Source organism: Pseudomonas sp. GL93 (genome assembly GCF_003408955.1).
In the GTDB taxonomy this organism is placed as follows: Bacteria; Pseudomonadota; Gammaproteobacteria; order Pseudomonadales; family Pseudomonadaceae; genus Aquipseudomonas; species Aquipseudomonas paracarnis.
Window position 1 is genome coordinate 263371 of record NZ_NKRF01000002.1, and the last position, 18258, is coordinate 281628.

At 60.0% G+C, this 18258-nt stretch carries 16 protein-coding genes; 5 read left to right on the forward strand and 11 right to left on the reverse strand.

The window, feature by feature from the left end:
• The first annotated feature begins 10 nt into the window (after positions 1–10).
• Positions 11–577, forward strand: a complete 567-nt coding sequence (locus CER19_RS01315; protein ID WP_072446777.1) for a CsiV family protein — start codon at positions 11–13, stop codon at positions 575–577.
• 9 nt (positions 578–586) lie between these two features.
• Entirely contained in the window at positions 587–3277 is a 2691-nt protein-coding gene (locus CER19_RS01320) for a DEAD/DEAH box helicase (protein WP_116665109.1), read from the forward strand.
• A gap of 101 nt (positions 3278–3378) precedes the next feature.
• Here the strand turns inward: CER19_RS01320 and nagZ are convergent, their stop codons facing one another.
• Both nagZ and CER19_RS01330 read right to left on the reverse strand, forming a co-directional pair.
• Complete coding sequence (gene nagZ / locus CER19_RS01325) at positions 3379–4389, reverse strand: beta-N-acetylhexosaminidase (RefSeq protein WP_003189663.1); 1011 nt, start codon at positions 4387–4389, stop codon at positions 3379–3381.
• Positions 4390–4524: 135 nt separating this feature from the next.
• Entirely contained in the window at positions 4525–5232 is a 708-nt protein-coding gene (locus tag CER19_RS01330; RefSeq protein ID WP_116665110.1) for a TetR/AcrR family transcriptional regulator, read from the reverse strand.
• A gap of 263 nt (positions 5233–5495) precedes the next feature.
• On the opposite strand from CER19_RS01330, the gene lexA reads away from it, so the two are divergent.
• Both lexA and sulA read left to right on the forward strand, forming a co-directional pair.
• Positions 5496–6104, forward strand: coding sequence for a transcriptional repressor LexA (lexA, locus tag CER19_RS01335; protein WP_003172575.1), 609 nt, complete (start codon positions 5496–5498; stop codon positions 6102–6104).
• Positions 6105–6114: 10 nt separating this feature from the next.
• Positions 6115–6588: an SOS-induced cell division inhibitor SulA gene (sulA, locus tag CER19_RS01340; RefSeq protein WP_005786162.1), complete on the forward strand. Its 474-nt coding sequence runs from the start codon at positions 6115–6117 to the stop codon at positions 6586–6588.
• Positions 6589–6635: 47 nt separating this feature from the next.
• Here sulA and CER19_RS01345 read toward each other — a convergent pair whose 3' ends face one another.
• From CER19_RS01345 to CER19_RS01375, 8 genes are all read right to left on the reverse strand, one after another.
• On the reverse strand, positions 6636–6869 hold the full coding sequence (locus tag CER19_RS01345; protein ID WP_010212068.1) for a hypothetical protein: 234 nt from the start codon (positions 6867–6869) through the stop codon (positions 6636–6638).
• 480 nt (positions 6870–7349) lie between these two features.
• Positions 7350–7871, reverse strand: a complete 522-nt coding sequence (locus tag CER19_RS01350) for a DUF6586 family protein (RefSeq protein ID WP_116665111.1) — start codon at positions 7869–7871, stop codon at positions 7350–7352.
• 219 nt (positions 7872–8090) lie between these two features.
• Positions 8091–10712 (reverse strand): type I DNA topoisomerase, encoded by a 2622-nt coding sequence (gene topA, locus CER19_RS01355; RefSeq protein ID WP_116665112.1) that lies wholly within the window; start codon positions 10710–10712, stop codon positions 8091–8093.
• A gap of 114 nt (positions 10713–10826) precedes the next feature.
• Entirely contained in the window at positions 10827–11063 is a 237-nt protein-coding gene (locus tag CER19_RS01360; protein ID WP_032803813.1) for a DUF1653 domain-containing protein, read from the reverse strand.
• Between the two features lie 98 nt (positions 11064–11161).
• Positions 11162–12337: an acetyl-CoA C-acyltransferase FadA gene (gene fadA, locus CER19_RS01365; RefSeq protein WP_005786153.1), complete on the reverse strand. Its 1176-nt coding sequence runs from the start codon at positions 12335–12337 to the stop codon at positions 11162–11164.
• A gap of 29 nt (positions 12338–12366) precedes the next feature.
• Positions 12367–14514, reverse strand: coding sequence for a fatty acid oxidation complex subunit alpha FadB (gene fadB, locus CER19_RS01370; protein ID WP_005786151.1), 2148 nt, complete (start codon positions 14512–14514; stop codon positions 12367–12369).
• A gap of 365 nt (positions 14515–14879) precedes the next feature.
• Positions 14880–15050, reverse strand: coding sequence for a hypothetical protein (locus CER19_RS28690; RefSeq protein ID WP_165861583.1), 171 nt, complete (start codon positions 15048–15050; stop codon positions 14880–14882).
• Positions 15051–15072: 22 nt separating this feature from the next.
• Entirely contained in the window at positions 15073–15510 is a 438-nt protein-coding gene (locus CER19_RS01375; RefSeq protein WP_116665113.1) for a hypothetical protein, read from the reverse strand.
• A 106-nt stretch (positions 15511–15616) separates the two neighbouring features.
• Here CER19_RS01375 and CER19_RS01380 point away from each other — a divergent pair, with 106 nt between their 5' ends.
• The gene (locus tag CER19_RS01380) at positions 15617–16057 is read left to right on the forward strand and encodes a universal stress protein (RefSeq protein WP_069558103.1); all 441 of its coding nucleotides are present in this window, start codon (positions 15617–15619) and stop codon (positions 16055–16057) included.
• 183 nt (positions 16058–16240) lie between these two features.
• Here CER19_RS01380 and CER19_RS01385 read toward each other — a convergent pair whose 3' ends face one another.
• Positions 16241–18163, reverse strand: a complete 1923-nt coding sequence (locus CER19_RS01385; protein ID WP_116665114.1) for an ATP-binding cassette domain-containing protein — start codon at positions 18161–18163, stop codon at positions 16241–16243.
• Positions 18164–18258 lie beyond the last annotated feature (95 nt).

Sequence of the window (18258 nt, forward strand, 5' to 3'; positions counted from 1 at the left end):
GGACGCCCCCATGCGCGTGTTCCGCATTTTGAGCCTGTTGTTGGTGGTACTCGCACCTTCGGCCTTTGCCGACAGCCTGTATCAGGTGGAAATGATCCTGGTGCGCCAGAATGCAGAACCGGTGATCAGCAGCCGCGCCGCCCCGGAAAACTGGGATGCCGGAGCCCCGCGCCTGGGTGAGCGGATGAGCCCGCCGCGCCTGGGCAATATCGTCGACAAGCTGCGCGCCGACGCCAACTACACGGTACTGGCCCACAAGGCCTGGGAACAGAACCTGGGCGAGCAAGCGGTGAAAGTGGCGATCACCGACGGCCAGGAGCAATTCGGCCAGTTCCCTATCGAAGGGGTGTTGAGCCTGCAACTGGGGCGCTTTACCGATATCGACGCGGATTTCTGGATCAATCAGTTCGACGGCAACGGCAGCGTGATCGCCAGCGAACACTTGAGCCAGAAAGACGTGCGCACCAAGAACAACCAGCTCAACTACCTGGACGGCGGCCACCTGGCGCTGCTGATCAAGATCACCTCGCTGACCGCCAAGCCACCCAGCGCACCACCGCCCGACCTTCAGGACTGATTGCGCGCCATGCCCCTGACGTCGTCGTTGACCAAACCCCTGGCCCCTTCGTGGGCCAACCGCTTTAAAGAGCAAAGCCTCGAGCGCGGGCGACGCTACGCCCTGGAGAACCGCGTGCGCATCGTCGAGTGCGGCGACAGCACCATCACCGCCAGTTGCGAAGGCTCGGGCGGCAACGTTTACCGCCAGACCATCTCACTGCGCGAATCGGCCAAGGGCCTGCTGATCCTGGTGGACAGCCGCTGCACGTGCCCGGTGCACACCAACTGCAAACACATCGCGGCGGTGCTGCTCAAGGTCCAGGAAACCCTGGCCTACCCGGCAGCAGCTCAGGATGCGCAACTGCTGGAAAAGCTCCAGGCGGTGCTCGATAACCGCGTGGTCCTGCCGCAGGTGGTGATGGACGACGTGCAACCGGTGCCACGCCTGTGGCTGGCCAGCGTGGAGTTCAGCGCGTTCGAACCGCGCAACGGCAAGATGCAGCGCTATATCCAGCACCGTGCGGCGTTGTCGTTCAACTACCTGGGCAACTATGTCAGCGGGCAAAAAAATGCCGACATCATTGTGCGCCAGGAGACACAAAGCCTGCGGATCAAGCGCCATCCCGAGCAAGAGCAGGCCTATCGCGAACACCTGCGCCTGCTTGGCTTCAAAATCGCCACGCGCCAGAGCAAGGCCCTGCCGGAAAGTGCCGGCGAGCTGTTCGAGATGGTCAATGACAGCGCCTGGCTGAACTTCACCCTCAATGTGTCGCCCACCTTGCGCGCCGAAGGCTGGGAGCTGCAGATCGATGAAGACTTCGGCTTTGACCTGAGCCCCGTCGATGACTGGTATGCCACGGTCGATGACGGACCGGAACGCGATTGGTTCGACCTGGAGCTGGGCATTATCGTCAACGGCGAACGCTTGAGCCTGCTGCCGATCCTGCTGAACCTGATGCGCTCTCATACCGAGATTCTCAACCCGGAGAAACTGGCGCGGCGCCGCGATGAAGAGCTGATCCTGGTGAACATTCCCGGCCTGCCCAACGGCCACGGCCCGCTGCAAGTGGCGCTGCCCTACGGCCGCTTGAAGCCGGTACTGGCGACCCTCGGCGAGTTTTACCTGCAGGAAGCCGGCACCACCGCGCTGCGCCTGGCCAAGGCCGACGCGATTCGCCTCAACCCGCTGGAAGACCTGCCACTGCAATGGGAAGGCGGCGAGAAGATCCGCAACTTCGCCCAGCGCCTGCGCGATATCAAGGATTTCACCTGCGTGGCGCCCGAAGGCCTGAATGCGACCTTGCGCCCCTATCAGCTGGAAGGTTTGAGCTGGATGCAGTCGCTGCGCCAACTGGAGGTGGGTGGGATACTTGCGGATGACATGGGCCTGGGCAAAACCTTGCAAACCCTGGCGCACATCCTCAGCGAAAAAATCGCGGGCCGCCTTGACCGGCCGTGCATGGTCGTGATGCCTACCAGCCTGATCCCCAACTGGCTGGATGAAGCCGCGCACTTCACCCCGCAACTGCGGGTGCAGGCACTTTATGGCGCGGGGCGTAAGAAACATTTCGCTAACCTGAATGACTACGACCTGCTGCTGACCACTTACGCCCTGCTGCCCAAGGACATCGAACAGCTCGCCGCCCTGCCCTTGCACGTCTTGATCCTGGATGAAGCGCAGTACATCAAGAACCCGTCCAGCAAGGCGGCCCAGGCCGCACGCGAGCTGAATGCCCGCCAGCGCTTGTGCCTGAGCGGCACGCCTCTGGAAAACCACTTGGGCGAGCTGTGGTCGCTGTTCCACTTCCTGTTGCCGGGTTGGCTGGGCGATGTGAAGAGCTTCAACCGTGATTACCGCGTGCCGATTGAAAAGCGTGCCAGCGAGGTGCGATTGCAGCACCTCAACGGTCGGATCAAACCCTTTCTGCTACGTCGCACCAAGGAACAAGTGGCAACCGAACTGCCACCCAAGACCGAAATTATCCACTGGGTCGACCTCAACGAGGCCCAGCGCGACGTGTACGAAACCATGCGCCTGGCCATGGATAAAAAGGTCCGCGACGAGATCACCCGCAAGGGCGTGGCCCGCAGCCAGATCATCATCCTCGAAGCCCTGCTCAAACTGCGCCAGGTGTGCTGCGACCTGCGCCTGGTCAACGACGCCACCCTGCCCGCCCGTGGCAGCAGCTCGGGCAAGCTAGACAGCCTGATGGACATGCTCGACGAGCTGTTTGCCGAAGGTCGCCGGATTCTGCTGTTCTCACAGTTCACCTCGATGCTGAGCCTGATCGAGGCCGAACTGAAAAAACGCGGCATTGCCTACGCCCTGCTGACCGGCCAGACCCGCGATCGACGTACACCGGTGAAGGACTTTCAGAGCGGCAAGCTGCAGATCTTTTTGATCAGCCTGAAGGCCGGTGGCGTGGGCCTGAACCTGACCGAAGCCGACACGGTTATCCACTATGACCCCTGGTGGAACCCGGCCACGGAAAACCAGGCCACCGACCGTGCGTACCGCATCGGGCAGGAAAAGCCGGTGTTCGTGTACAAGATGATTGCCCGGGGCACGGTGGAGGAGAAAATCCAGCACTTGCAGAAGGAGAAGTCCGATCTGGCGGCGGGCGTGCTGGATGGGCGAACCACGGGGGATTGGCAGTTGGGCAATGAGGAGATTGAAGCGTTGTTTGCGCCGTTACCCAACAAGCAAGAGAAGCGCTGACTGTTCGGCCGCCTTCGCGAGCAAACCCGCTCCCACACCTGAATGTATTCACAAATCAAAATGTGGGAGCTGGCTTGCCTGCGATGGCCGCGCTTCGGTCTTCAGCCGATCAACTGCGCATCACGCAACGCAGTAAGCGCTGTCAGCCAACGCGGGTCCTGCTTATAGTCCGTCGAGGCAACCGCCTGCCCACGCATACGCGCTATCCGCGCCGATGGCGTGACCTTCATCCGCTGTGCTGCACTCAGCGCCAGCTCGGCCGCCGCACGGTCATTGCACACCAAGCCCATGTCACAACCGGCGGTCAACGCCGCTTCGATCCGACTGGCCGCATCGCCGACCACATGGGCGCCCGCCATGGACAGGTCATCGCTGAAGATCACCCCGTCGAACTGCAACTCACCGCGCAGTATGTCCTGCAACCAGCGACGCGAAAAACCAGCAGGCTGGGCATCGACCTGCGGGTAAATGACGTGCGCCGGCATCACGGCGGCCAATTGCTTACTCAGGCGTGCGAAAGGCACCAGGTCGTTGGCGCGAATCTGTTCCAGGCTGCGCTCGTCATTGGGAATGGCGACGTGGGAATCGGCCTCGGCCCAACCATGGCCAGGGAAGTGCTTGCCGGTGGCGGCCATGCCGGCGCTGTTCATGCCGCGGATAAATGCACCCGCGAGCACGGCAGCGCGCTCGGGGTCGCCTTCGAAAGCACGGGTGCCGACCACGGCGCTGCGTTGGTAGTCGAGGTCCAGCACTGGGGCAAAACTCAGGTCCAGGCCCACCGCCAGCACCTCGGTAGCCATGATCCAGCCGCACTGCTCAGCCAGGTATTCAGCGTTGGGGTTATCCGCCAGCGCACGCATGGCCGGCAGGCGCACGAAGCCTTGACGCAGACGCTGTACGCGGCCGCCTTCCTGGTCCACGGCCAGCAGCAGGTCCGGGCGCACTGCACGAATCGCGGCGCTCAACTCGCGAACCTGGCGCGGGTGCTCGATATTGCGCGCAAAAATGATCAGGCCGCCCACTTCCGGTTGGCGCAACAGATGGCGATCCTCGGCCGTGAGCCAGGTACCGGCGACGTCGACCATCAAAGAACCTTGCAGGGCAGCAGTCATAAACCTTCCTTATATAACGCACACAACCCGTCGTCCCTGCCAGGCACGGCAAGGACGACGGGTTGCGAATAAATAGCTGAAATCGGCATGACGGCTAGCTTAGCGGATGCAAGCGGCCGCGCCCACCCGCGGCGATCAAACCTTGGCGGCGACCGGGACGGTTTTGCTGCGTGGGCGCAACTGGGCGGCAGCCATGGCCGGGTCGGTGACCCCGGTTTCGGCGCGCATGCCAGCGGCGAGGAAGGGCACCATCAGGCGCATGACTTGCTCGATGGAAGTATTCACACCGAAATCGGTCTCGGCAATTGCCCGCAACGCCTTGATACCCGACATGCTGAAAGCTGCGGCACCGAGCATGAAATGCACGCGCCAGAACAGTTCGATAGGTGGAATACGCGGGGCGGCTTCGTTGACCAGCAACATATAGCGGCGGAATACCTTGCCGTACATGTCTTCCAGGTAACGACGCAGGTGGCCCTGGCTCTGGCTGAACGCCAGGCCCAGCAGGCGCATGAAGATCGACAGGTCGTTGCCGCTGCGTGGCTGCACGACCAACGCTTGCTCAACAAGGATTTCCAGCAGTTCTTCCAGGCTGGGCTTGTGATCGGCCTTGGCCTGGCGGCGTTCCAGCTCACGGTCGAGGCTTGCGCAGAACGGGCCCAGAAAGCGTGAGAAGACTGCCTGGATCAGGGCCTTTTTCGAGCCGAAGTGGTAATTCACGGCGGCCAGGTTGACCCCAGCCTTGCTGGTGATCAGCCGCAATGAAGTTTCAGCAAATCCTTTTTCCGCGAACAATTGCTCGGCAGCATCGAGAATGCGTTCAACGGTTTCCGACTGGGCCATGGCTACTCCGCCTGACAAACACTTGTTTGAAACATACGTTTCAGAGTGTGTCTTGTCAAGCCTGCGGGTCCGCTTTGCGGCTGGTCAGTCATCTGATTCATCGCTATTTAATCACATCCTTGCAGCTCTGTAGGCAGCGCCGCTTCTGCTCTGTAGGACGGCTGACGGATGACCGTCCAGCGGAGCCACCAAAAAGGATGATTGCCAAGCGCAGTTCACTGTATATAATCCCAGTCACTGTATAAAAAGACAGAGCGATCAACATGCTAAAACTGACGCCACGCCAAGCTGAGATTCTGGCTTTTATCAAGCGCTGCCTTGATGACAATGGTTACCCGCCTACCCGAGCGGAGATTGCCCTGGAGCTGGGGTTCAAGTCCCCGAACGCCGCCGAGGAACACCTCAAGGCCCTCGCTCGCAAAGGTGCGATCGAGATGACCCCGGGTGCTTCGAGGGGTATTCGTATCCCTGGCTTCGAAGCCAAGGCCGACGAGTCGACATTGCCGATCATCGGTCGCGTCGCCGCAGGTGCGCCGATCCTGGCGCAGCAGCACGTCGAGGAGTCCTGCAACATCAACCCGACCTTCTTCCACCCTCGCGCCGACTACCTGTTGCGTGTGCACGGCATGAGCATGAAGGACGTGGGCATCTTTGACGGCGACCTGCTGGCCGTCCATACAACCCGCGAAGCCCGCAATGGCCAGATCGTCGTTGCCCGTATCGGCGACGAGGTCACGGTCAAACGCTTCAAGCGCGAAGGCAGCAAGGTCTGGCTCCTGGCCGAAAACCCTGAGTTTGCCCCGATCGAAGTCAACCTGAAAGACCAGGACCTGGTGATCGAAGGCTTGAGTGTCGGCGTCATTCGCCGCTAAAGGAGGCATCATGCAGCTCGTGCACACCCCACAACACACACAACTGTCGCTGTTCGAGGCCTTCATGGCCCAACCCCTTGCGCCAATCCTCAAGGAAACGGTCGAAGCCCCCTGGGGCGGCGAACCTGAGGCGTTCAGTGAATTGTCGTTGCGCGGTGCGGCTGAGAGCTGCCTGAACCTGCTGGCACCTATCCTGCGCGAATTAAGCGAAGATCAGGACGCCCGCTGGCTGACACTGATCGCCCCGCCCGCCAGCCTTACCCAGGCCTGGCTGCGGGACGCCGGGCTCAACCGCGAGCGTATCCTGTTACTGCAACCACGCGGCGCGCAAAGTGCCCAGCAGCTAACCTGCGAAGCCTTGCGCCTGGGCCGCAGCCATACGGTGGTGAGCTGGTTGAACCCGCTGAATGCCAGCGCCAAGCAGCAACTGATCAGTGCTGCGCGCACGGGTGATGCACAGAGTTTGAATATTCGATTGGGGTAATAAGCCCTGAGGATGGGCGCCTTACAGAAGCATCCGTCACATAAGACTCAGTGAAGAACGCGCGGCCCGTCTTCTTTCTCCGGCTCGCCTTCGGCAAGGCGACCTGCCATCTGCACGCCCACGCTCAACATGGCTTTAGCCACTTCGACGTGCTGGCCTTGCAGGAAAACCTTGGCGTCTTCGGAGAAATCCAGAATAACCAGAGAACCCTCGTCCTCCGCCCGGCGCAGTTCGATTCGGCCGTCAGGCAGTTCAACAATTTCCAGAAAGGACGTTGGCATAAAAGTCTGTTCTCCACGAAAGGCCTGGGATTATATCAGTCATCCACCCAGCCTCGCAGGGGATATGGACAGGTTTGTTTACGGCGTGATGAATGGTGCCCTGGGCAACACGCTAATCAATGTGGGAGCTGGCTTGCCTGCGATGGCGGAGTATCAGCGAATAACCAGCAAACTGACCCAACGCTATCGCAGCATAAGTATCTATACAACGTAGGCTGTAGCAGCCACCGGTAACCACGATGCGAAGGGAGCCGTTCTTGATGGCCGGCCGCTACCTACATAACGAATATGTACCCCGTCTGATTCAACGTACCGGTCGCCTGTCAGGCCGCCATCGCAGGCAAGCCAGCTCCCACATTTGGAGCGCAGGGCGTCAGGTAGATAAGCGTCGACTGTCAAGTGCTCACGGGAGCAAGCTCCCTCGCCACAGGTTCAGCGTCGCTCCGCAGCCAGCTCCCTCATTTGCTTAACGCAACCCCTTCAGCACTCGTTGAGCCCTTCACGAAAACGTAGCGCCATCTTTTTCAGCTCCTGGCGCCAGCCTTCCAACTCCTCACGGCTCAAAGGCTTGGGCTCATCCTGCTCCAAGGCCACGGCGACGATCAGCGGCTGGGTGACATCACCTTTGGGCACATGGGGAATACGCGGCGGCTGGAACATATCCGCATGGGCTTTGAGCAGCCGCGCCACCCAACTGTCGGGGCTTTGGGCCATTTCCACCAGCTCGGCCAACTCGGGGATGGCCATGGCGTCCAGCACTTCACGATTCATGATCATTTCCGCCCGCGGTGCGCCCGCCTGTGGCAAGCGGTAGAACCCGGCGATTTCATGCCCCAGCCCCAGCAAGGCACCGTACAGGGGGAACACCGCCGCTCCGCCCCCCGCCTGTACCAGCGCGATGGCATTCATCTCTTTCCCTTCCTCGGCACGGCCAAGGGCCTCCAGGGATAAACCCGCGAAGTAAATTTTCTGATTGGTACGGGTATAGAGTTCGTTGGCCATGACGGCAATCTCCACAACGAATAGGCGTGATGCTGGCTGCGTAAGAGCGAGCTTGCTGTGGCGAGGGAGCTTGCTCCCGCTCGACTGCATAGCAGTCGCCCGCTATTGGGGGCGCTTCGCACCCCAGCGCAAGCAAGCTTGCTCGCCACAACAAGCACAATCCTACAGTAAGCAAAAGCCGTCTATACAGACGGCTTTTGGCGTTAACAGACTAGCGGATCAAGCGCCCTGGCGCTTGTCCTCGACCTTCCACTTGCCGCCGTCGTAGAACGCTTTCCAGCCAGTAGGCTTGCCGTCCACTTCGGTCTGCACGTACTGCTCCTTGGTCTTGCGGCTGTAGCGGATCACGGCTGGGCGACCATCCGGGTCCTTTTTCGGCGCTTCACACAGGAAGTGGTACTTCGGATCGATCTCGTCCTTGTGCGGCACGATCTCCATCACCAATGGCGCACGGGTCTCGCGGTTTTTCGGGAACTGGCTCGCGGCCAGGAACAGCCCCGAAGCGCCGTCACGCAGGATGTAGGTGTCGTTGACCTTCTCGCACTTGAGCTCAGGCATCTTCACCGGGTCCATCTTCGGCGGCGCCGCATCACCGCTTTTCAGCAGTTTGCGCGTGTTCTTGCACGTTGGGTTGGTACACCCGAAGAACTTGCCGAAACGGCCAGTCTTGAGCTGCATCTCGCTGCCGCACTTGTCGCATTCCAGGCTCGGGCCTTCATAGCCCTTGATGCGGTAGGTGCCCTCTTCGATCTCGTAGCCGTTGCAATCAGGGTTGTTACCGCAGATGTGCAGCTTGTGCTTCTCGTCCAGCAGGTAGGCGTCCATCGCCGTGCTACAGATCGGGCAGCGGTGCTTGCCACGCAGCACCAGCGACTCAGATTCACCCTCATCGTCAGCCGCGATTTCATCGCCCGGCACCAGGTTGACAGTCGCCTTGCAGCGCTCTTTGGGCGGCAGGCTGTAGCCCGAGCAACCGAGGAACACGCCGGTGGAGGCGGTACGAATCTGCATGGGGCGACCGCAGGTAGTGCACGCAATATCCGTCATCACCGGCTGGTTGGCGCGCATCCCGTTCTCAGGGTTCTCGGCCACTTCGAGTTTTTTCTTGAAGTCGCCATAGAACTCATCGAGCACGTTTTTCCAATCGCGCTCGCCCTGGGCCACGTCATCGAGGTTCTCTTCCATGCCGGCGGTGAAGCCGTAGTCCATCAGGTTGGAGAAGCTCTCCGACAGACGCTCGGTGACGATGTCACCCATCTTTTCCGAATAGAAACGACGGTTGTGCAGCGCAACGTAGCCACGGTCCTGGATGGTGGAGATGATCGCCGCGTAGGTCGACGGACGACCGATACCGCGCTTTTCCATCTCTTTCACCAGGCTGGCTTCGGAATAACGCGCCGGCGGCTTGGTGAAGTGCTGGGACGGGTCGAGCTTGATCAGCTTCAACGTGTCGCCCTGGGCCATGTCCGGCAGTACGTCATCATCGCCAGGCTTGGCGATCTGCGGCATCACACGGGTATAGCCGTCGAACTTGAGGATACGGCCCTTGGCACGCAACTCGAAGTCGCCCGCGCCCACGCTGACGGTAGTAGACAGGTATTGCGCCGGCAGCATTTGGCAAGCGAGGAACTGGCGCCAGATCAGCTCGTAGAGGCGCTCAGCGTCGCGTTCCATGCCGCTCAGCTTGGCAGGCGTGGTGTTGGCGTCAGAAGGACGAATCGCTTCGTGAGCCTCTTGTGCGCCTTCCTTGCTGCTGTAGACGTTCGGCTTCTCCGGCAGATAGGTCTTGCCGAATTCGCTTTCAATATAGGTACGCGCCATCGCCACCGCGTCTTGCGACAGGTTGGTGGAGTCGGTACGCATGTAGGTGATGTAACCGGCTTCATACAGACGCTGGGCCATCATCATGGTCTTCTTCACCCCGAAGCCCAGGCGGTTGCTCGCGGCCTGTTGCAGGGTGGAGGTGATGAACGGCGCCGACGGCTTACTGCTGGTCGGTTTGTCTTCACGCTTGACGATGCTGTAGCTGGAGGCTTTGAGCTTCTCCAGCGCGGCCATGGCCTGGGCTTCGTTCAGCGGCTTGAAAGCCTCGCCTTTCTCGCGGGCCACTTCAAAGCGCACGTTGGCGCCCTTGGCAGTGCCCAGGTCAGCGTGGACTTCCCAATACTCTTCGGGGTTGAACGCACGGATCTCGCGCTCACGCTCCACCACCAGTTTGACTGCCACCGATTGCACACGGCCGGCGGACAGGCCACGGGCGATCTTCGCCCACAGCAGTGGCGAGACCATGTAGCCGACGACGCGGTCGAGGAAGCGACGGGCCTGCTGGGCGTTGACACGGTCGATGTCCAGCTCGCCCGGCTTGGAGAAGGCTTCCTGAATGGCTTTCTTGGTGATTTCGTTGAACACCACGCGCTTGTAGCGGCTGTCATCACCGCCGATGGCTTCGCGCAGGTGCCAGGCAATGGCTTCCCCTTCGCGGTCCAAGTCCGTCGCGAGATAGATGGTGTCAGCATCTTTGGCGAGCCGGCGCAGCTCTTCGATGACCTTTTCCTTGCCCGGAAGGATTTCATACTTGGCCTTCCAGCCATGGTCCGGGTCCACACCCATGCGCGAAACCAGTTGCTTGCGCGCTTTTTCTTTAGGCGTGAGTACCGGACCTTCGCCCGCGGCGGCCTTGCCGCGCTTGGCGGCAGGCTCCTTGCTGGCGCTAGCCGAACCGCTGGTGGGCAGGTCTCGGATATGGCCGATACTCGACTTCACCACGTACTCGTTGCCCAAGTACTTGTTGATGGTCTTGGCCTTAGCCGGGGATTCCACAATGACCAGCGATTTGCCCATGGATCGGAAAATTCCTGAATTCGAGAAGTGAAAGGCAGTTGGCGCCTGTCGCGGCAACGCTATATATAGTGGCAACAAGGTGAGGTCAAGCGCAGCATTCTGCGCGACCTGCGGTTATTGCCCTTTAAAAAGACTGGGTTCGGCCTGGACCAAAGCAAAGCGCGGGACCTGCTCGCCGTCAACTTCAACGGTCTCCAGGAACATGCTCAAAGGGCGCACCCAAAAGCCGTATTCGCCATACAGCGCTTGGTAAAACACCACTTCTTCTTCGGTTTCAGAGTGGCGCGCCACGCTGAAAACACGGTACTGCGGCCCCTTGTAATGCTGGTAGAGCCCTGGTTCGACTTTCATGCTCTGGCCCTCATGCAAAATTTGTTGAAAAAAAATATTTAAAAGTTCCAAAAAACAAAAACCGGGGCACTGGGCCCCGGCTTCCGTCAACCGAGCGTTTAGACGCGTTCGAAGACGGTAGAGATGCCTTGGCCGAGACCAATGCACATGGTTGCAACCCCAAGGTTGCCGCCATTTTGCTTCATCACGTTAAGCAAAGTGCCGGAGATACGCGCACCGGAGCAACCGAATGGGTGGCCCAGGGCAATCGCACCGCCGTGCAGGTTAACCTTCTCGTTCATCTTGTCGAGTACTTTCAAATCTTTCAGCACTGGCAGGGCCTGTGCGGCGAAAGCTTCGTTGAGCTCGAAGAAGTCGATATCGGAGATGGAAAGGCCTGCGCGCTTCAAGGCTTTTTGTGTGGCCGGTACTGGACCATAGCCCATGATCGCCGGATCCACACCCGCCACCGCCATCGAACGAATCACGGCCAGCGGCTGGATACCCAGGTCCTGGGCACGTTGCGCCGACATCACGATCATGCACGAAGCACCGTCAGTGATCTGCGAGGAAGTACCGGCTGTCACGGTGCCGCCCTTTGGATTGAAGGCTGGCTTGAGGGCCGCCAGGCTTTCCAGGGTAGTGTCCGGACGAATGGTTTCGTCATAGTCGAACAGTTTCAGGAAACCATTCTCGTCGTAGCCGTTCATCGGGATGATTTCATCCTTGAACTTGCCTTCCACAGTCGCCTTGTGGGCGAGCTGGTGGGAGCGCAGGCCGAAGGCGTCCTGGGCCTCACGGGTGATGCCGTGCATTTTGCCGAGCATTTCCGCGGTCAGGCCCATCATGCCCGAGGCTTTCGCCGCGTAGAGGGACATGTGCGGGTTAGGATCGACGCCGTGCATCATGCTGACGTGGCCCATGTGCTCCACGCCGCCGACCACGAACACATCACCGTTGCCGGTCATGATCGCTTGCGCAGCGGTGTGCAGCGCGCTCATCGAGGAGCCGCACAGGCGGCTGACGGTCTGGCCGGCCGCAGTGTGCGGGATCTGGGTCATCAACGACGCCATGCGCGCGATGTTCCAGCCCTGCTCCAGGGTCTGGTTGACGCAGCCCCAGATCACGTCCTCGACTTCGTTCGGGTCAACCTTGACGTTACGTTCCAGCAGCTTGCTGATCAGGTGCGCCGACATGTCTTCAGCGCGGGTGTTGCGGTGCATGCCGCCCTTGGAGCGGCCCATCGGAGTACGACCGAAGTCGACAATCACGACGTCTCTTGGATTCAAGCTCATAAATATTCTCGCTCTAGTCGATTGGGCGCTTAACCGAAGAAGCTCTGGCCATTCTTGGCCATTTCACGCAGCTTCGCGGTCGGGTGGTACAGCGGGCCCAAATCAGCGTATTTGTCAGCCAGGGCAACGAACTCGGCCACACCGATCGAATCGATGTAACGCAACGCGCCACCACGGAATGGAGGGAAACCAATACCGTACACCAGGCCCATATCGGCTTCGGCGGCGGTTTCAACGATGCCGTCTTCCAGGCAACGCACGGTTTCCAGGCACAGGGCGATCATCATCCAGTTGATGATGTCCTCGTCAGACACCTCTCGCTGTTCGTAGATGACCGGAGCGAGTACTTCGTGCACCGACGGATCGGCCACTTTCTTCTGCTTGCCCTTCTTGTCGGCCTCGTAGGCGTAGAAGCCCTTGCCATTCTTCTGGCCCAGGCGCTTGGCCTCGTACAGCGCGTCGATCGCCGAACGGCGGTCGTCTTTCATGCGGTCCGGGAAGCCTTCAGCCATGACGTCGCGGCCGTGGTGGCCGGTGTCGATGCCGACCACGTCCATCAGGTACGCCGGGCCCATTGGCCAGCCGAATTTTTCCATGACCTTGTCGATGCGCACAAAATCCACACCGGCGCTGACCAACTTGGCGAAACCGCCGAAGTACGGGAACAGCACGCGGTTGACCAAAAAGCCCGGGCAGTCATTGACCACGATCGGGTTCTTGCCCATTTTCTTGGCGTAGGCAACGGTGGTGGCCACGGCCAGCTCGCTGGACTTCTCGCCACGGATCACTTCTACCAGCGGCATCATGTGCACTGGGTTGAAGAAGTGCATACCGACGAAGTTTTCCGGACGCTTGAGGGCCTTGGCCAGCAGCGAGATGGAAATGGTCGAGGTGTTGGAGGCCAGGATGGTGTCATCTTTGACCTGGGCTTCCACTTCAGCCAGTACGGCTTGCTTGACCTTCGGGTTCTCGACAACCGCTTCGACCACCAGGTCGACATGGCCGAAATCACCGTAGGACAGCGTAGGACGAATGCCGTTAAGCACTTCAGCCATTTTTGCAGCGGTCATGCGACCTTTATCAACGCGGCCCACCAGCAGCTTGGCGGCTTCGGCCAGACCCTGCTCGATACCGTGTTCGTTGATGTCTTTCATCAGGATCGGCGTGCCTTTGGACGCCGACTGATAGGCGATACCGCCACCCATGATACCGGCGCCGAGTACGGCAGCCTGTTTCACGTCCTTGGCAATTTCGTCGTAGGCCTTGGCCTTTTTCTTCAGTTCCTGATCGTTCAGGAACAGGCCGATCAGGCTCTGGGCCGCGGAGGTTTTCGCCAGTTTGACGAAGCCTGCCGCTTCCACTTCCAGGGCTTTGTCGCGACCGAAGTTCGCGGCCTTCTGGATGGTCTTGATCGCTTCAACCGGCGCCGGGTAGTTCGGGCCGGCCTGGCCTGCCACGAAACCTTTGGCGGTTTCGAAAGACATCATCTGTTCGATGGCGTTGAGCTTGAGCTTTTCCAGCTTTGGCTGACGCTTGGCCTTGTAGTCAAATTCGCCGCTGATGGCGCCCTTGATCAGGTTCAGCGCGGCTTCGGCCAGTTTGTCCGGGGCCACCACAGCGTCGACGGCACCGACTTTCAGCGCGTCTTCAGCCTTGTTTTCCTTACCGGCTGCGATCCATTCGATCGCGTTGTCGGCACCGATCAGGCGCGGCAGGCGCACGGTACCGCCAAAGCCTGGGTAGATGCCCAGCTTGACTTCCGGCAGGCCGATCTTGGCCGTCGCGGACATGACGCGGAAGTCTGCCGCCAGGCACATTTCCAGGCCGCCACCCAACGCGATGCCATTGATGGCAGCAACGGTCGGCACGTTGAGGTCTTCGAAATCGCTGAAGATCTTGTTGGCTTCGAGGTTGCCAGCCACCAGCTCGGCATCGGGCAGCTTGAAGTTGTCGACGAATTCGGTGATGTCAGCGCCGACGATAAACACGTCCTTGCCGCTGGAGACGATCACGCCCTTGACCGAAGCATCTGCTTTGATGGTGTCTACGGCCTGACGCAGTTCGTTCAGGGTTAGACGGTTGAACTTGTTGACGGACTCACCCTTGAGGTCGAATTTGAGTTCGACGATGCCACTTTCAAGAGCCTTAACCGTGATGGCTTTACCTTCGTAAATCATCAACTGATCTCCACGATATGGAAGCTGAACAGTACACACTGGACGCTGGTCTCTGGTTTGACATTGACAGTTGAATCAATGCTCACGCCAATCCGCCAGGCACACCCGCCAGTGCGATAGTCGGGTTTTGTATGAGTCGTCTGACAGGCAAACGCTCAATTCATACGCCCGTTTGATTTGGGTACGCCACCTTCATCCAATTCCGAGCAATTGTCAATCGCTCCAAAGGCTAGGAAAAACGCGACTTTCCAGTCATTTCAGAACCCGGCCCATAGGCTGGCCACCCGTCAATATTCAAATATTCACAGGATCAATAATAGAAAAGATGTGGGAAAAGGCTGTACAGAAAGCAATACACGGCTAGGCTAGCGGCAACCTACAGATTTACCGGCCTGCCTGGCCACCTCCAGCCCGATGATGATGTCGGGCTTTTTATTGCTCGGCTTTTGTGTAGGAGCGAGCTTGCTCGCGAAAACCTGGAGAGCGCCGCGTATAGCCTGATTATCCGCGTTATCGTTGGCGATTTTCGCGAGCAAGCTCGCTCCTACAGGGTTTGGGTCAGGCCAGGGCCTTGAGCAGCGTATCGATGTCTTTGAGTACGCTTGCGTCGCCCTTCTCGCCCCAATAAAGGGCGATCATCTGCTTGTCGGCCTCGACCTTGTAGACGTTCGCCGGCAGCGTTGCAAAATGCGGCAACAACTTCTCATCCACACAGGGTTCACGCCACTGATTGACCCATAGCCCCGGCTCCAGCTGCCAGTAGCTCCAGGTTGCGGGCGCGCTGCCGCGTCGTGGCCGGCAATATTGCGCGCACGGGCTCGGCGGCTCCTGCTTGAGCCAGTGCGGCCACTGCTGGGGCGCCAACTGCATGGCCAACCCGATGCGGCGTGCCTCCATGCGCAGGGCCATGCGCCCACTCTGCTGGCGCGAAGGGCGCAGCCATACCAGGGGGCTTAAAACCACCGCAAGGATTGACACCACTATCCAGACCGTCATATGTGTACTCCCGAATTTCTAGATGAGCGGATTTGATCTGCGGCAACCCCATCCGCTTGAAAGCAGCCATACTGAACTTATTGCAGCCCCCCTGGAGGAACGCCTCATGCCCTACGAACATATTCTGGTCGCTGTCGACCTGACTGAAGAGTGCGATCCAGTGATCAAGCGCGCACAGGAATCCGCGATTGCCAATGGCGCCAAACTGTCGCTGGTGCACATCGTCGAGCCCATGGCGATGGCCTTTGGTGGTGACGTGCCGATGGACCTTTCCCAGTTGCAGCAACAACAATTTGACCAGGCCAAGGAGCGCCTTGACCGTCTGATTCTCAAATACCCGCACCTGAAAAAGGAAGACTGTCACCTGACATACGGCCAACCGCGCCAGGAAATCCACCACTTGGCCAAGGAACAGGGTTGTGACCTGATCGTAGTGGGTAGCCATGGGCGTCACGGTTTGGCGTTGTTGCTGGGTTCTACTGCCAATGATGTACTGCACGGCGCGCCGTGCGATGTACTGGCCGTCAAACTGGTAAAGAGTTCGTAAGACCGATGAAGGTCTAATGTGGGAGTTGGCTTGCCTGCGATAGCTGTGTGTCAGTCGCCAGGTGTATCAACTGACAGACTGCTATCGCAGGCAAGCCAGCTCCCACATTTTTAACTGTATTTCATATGAAAAAGCCCGGCGCTCATAGAAGAGTGCCGGGCTTTTTTATTGCGGTGCGATTACTCAGGCATCCAACTCGGCCCAACGCTCAACCAACGCTTCCAGCTCCTGGTTCAGCGTCTCCAGAGAGGCGATGACCTTGGCGGTTTCTGCCGCAGGGCGCAGGTAGAAGCCGGCGTCAGCCATTTCCGCTTCCACCGCAGCAATCTGCTGTTCCTTGGCGTCGATATCACCTGGCAACGCTTCCAGCTCGCGCTGCAACTTGTAGCTGAGCTTCTTCTTGGCAGGCGCAGCGTCAGCAGCCGCTGCAGGCGCCTCGGCAGCGACCGGAGCCACCCCCGCCGTGTTCAGGTCGGCCTTGCCCGACTTGCTCTCGGTCACGCCCAGCAAGCGCGGCGAACCGCCCTGACGCAGCCAGTCCTGATAACCGCCCACGTATTCGCGCACCTTGCCTTCGCCTTCGAAAACCAGGGTGCTGGTGACCACGTTGTCGAGAAATTCCCGGTCGTGGCTGACCATCAGCACGGTGCCGTTGAAGGTCAGCAAGACCTCTTCCAGCAGTTCCAGGGTTTCCACGTCGAGGTCGTTGGTCGGTTCGTCGAGCACCAGCAGGTTGGCCGGCTTGCTGAACAGCTTGGCCAGCAGCAGGCGCGCGCGCTCACCACCAGACAGGGCCTTGACCGGCGTGCGCGCACGTTGCGGGCTGAACAGGAAGTCGCCCAGGTAGCTGAGTACGTGGCGGCTCTGGCCGTCGATGTCGATAAAGTCGCGACCTTCGGCGACGTTGTCGATCACGGTCTTTTCCAGGTCCAACTGGTGACGCAGCTGGTCAAAGTAGGCCACGTCGATGCGAGTGCCCTCTTCCACCTTGCCGCTGGTCGGTTGCAGGCCGCTGAGCATCAGCTTGAGCAAGGTGGTCTTGCCGGTGCCGTTGGCGCCCAGCAGGCCGATACGGTCGCCCCGCTGCAGGACCATGGAGAAGTCCTTGATCAGGAACGGGCCGTCCGGGTGATGGAAGCTGACATTCTCCAGCACCATTACCTGCTTGCCCGACTTGTCGGCGGTGTCCAGCTGGATATTGGCCTTGCCGGTGCGCTCGCGGCGCTCACTGCGCTCGACGCGCAAGGCTTTCAAGGCACGCACGCGGCCTTCGTTACGGGTGCGACGAGCCTTGATGCCCTGGCGGATCCAGACTTCTTCCTGGGCCAGCTTCTTGTCGAACAGCGCGTTGGCGGTTTCTTCGGCCGCCAGGGCGGCTTCCTTGTGCACCAGGAAGCTGGCGTAGTCGCCGTTCCAGTCGATCAGGCCGCCACGGTCCAGCTCGAGGATGCGCGTGGCCAGGCTCTGCAGGAATGCACGGTCGTGCGTGATAAACAGCACAGCGCCCTGAAAGTCCTTGATGGCTTCTTCAAGCCAGGCGATGGCGCCGATGTCCAGGTGGTTGGTCGGTTCGTCGAGCAGCAGCAGGTCCGGCTCGGACACCAACGCCTGGGCCAGCAGCACACGGCGACGCCAGCCGCCGGACAGTTCGGCAAGGGTCTTGTCGGCCGGCAGTTGCAGGCGGCTCAGGGTGCTGTCCACCAGTTGCTGCAAGCGCCAGCCGTCACGGGCTTCGAGGTCTTGCTGGACGTGCATCAGTTTGTCCAGGTCTTCTTCGGTGACGCAGTTCTGTGCCAGGTGATGGTATTGCGCGAGCAACTCGCCAACGCCGTCCAGGCCTTCGGCTACCACGTCGAACACTGTCCGTCCGTCGGCCACCGGCAATTCTTGCGGCAATTCGCCGATCTTGAGGCCCGGGGCACGCCAGACAGAGCCGTCATCGGGCTTCTGGTCGCCTTTTACCAGCTTCATCATGCTGGACTTGCCGGTGCCGTTGCGGCCGATGATGCACACCCGCTCACCACGGGCGATCTGCCAGGACACCTTGTCCAACAACGGCATGGCGCCGAAAGCAAGGGACACATCGCTGAATTTGAGCAGGGTCATACGCTTCTCCAAAAACTGGGCGCGCATTCTACCTGATGTGAGGGTGGGATGCGGTCGGCATTTTCTCTATTGACACGTTCTGTAGGACATTTCCG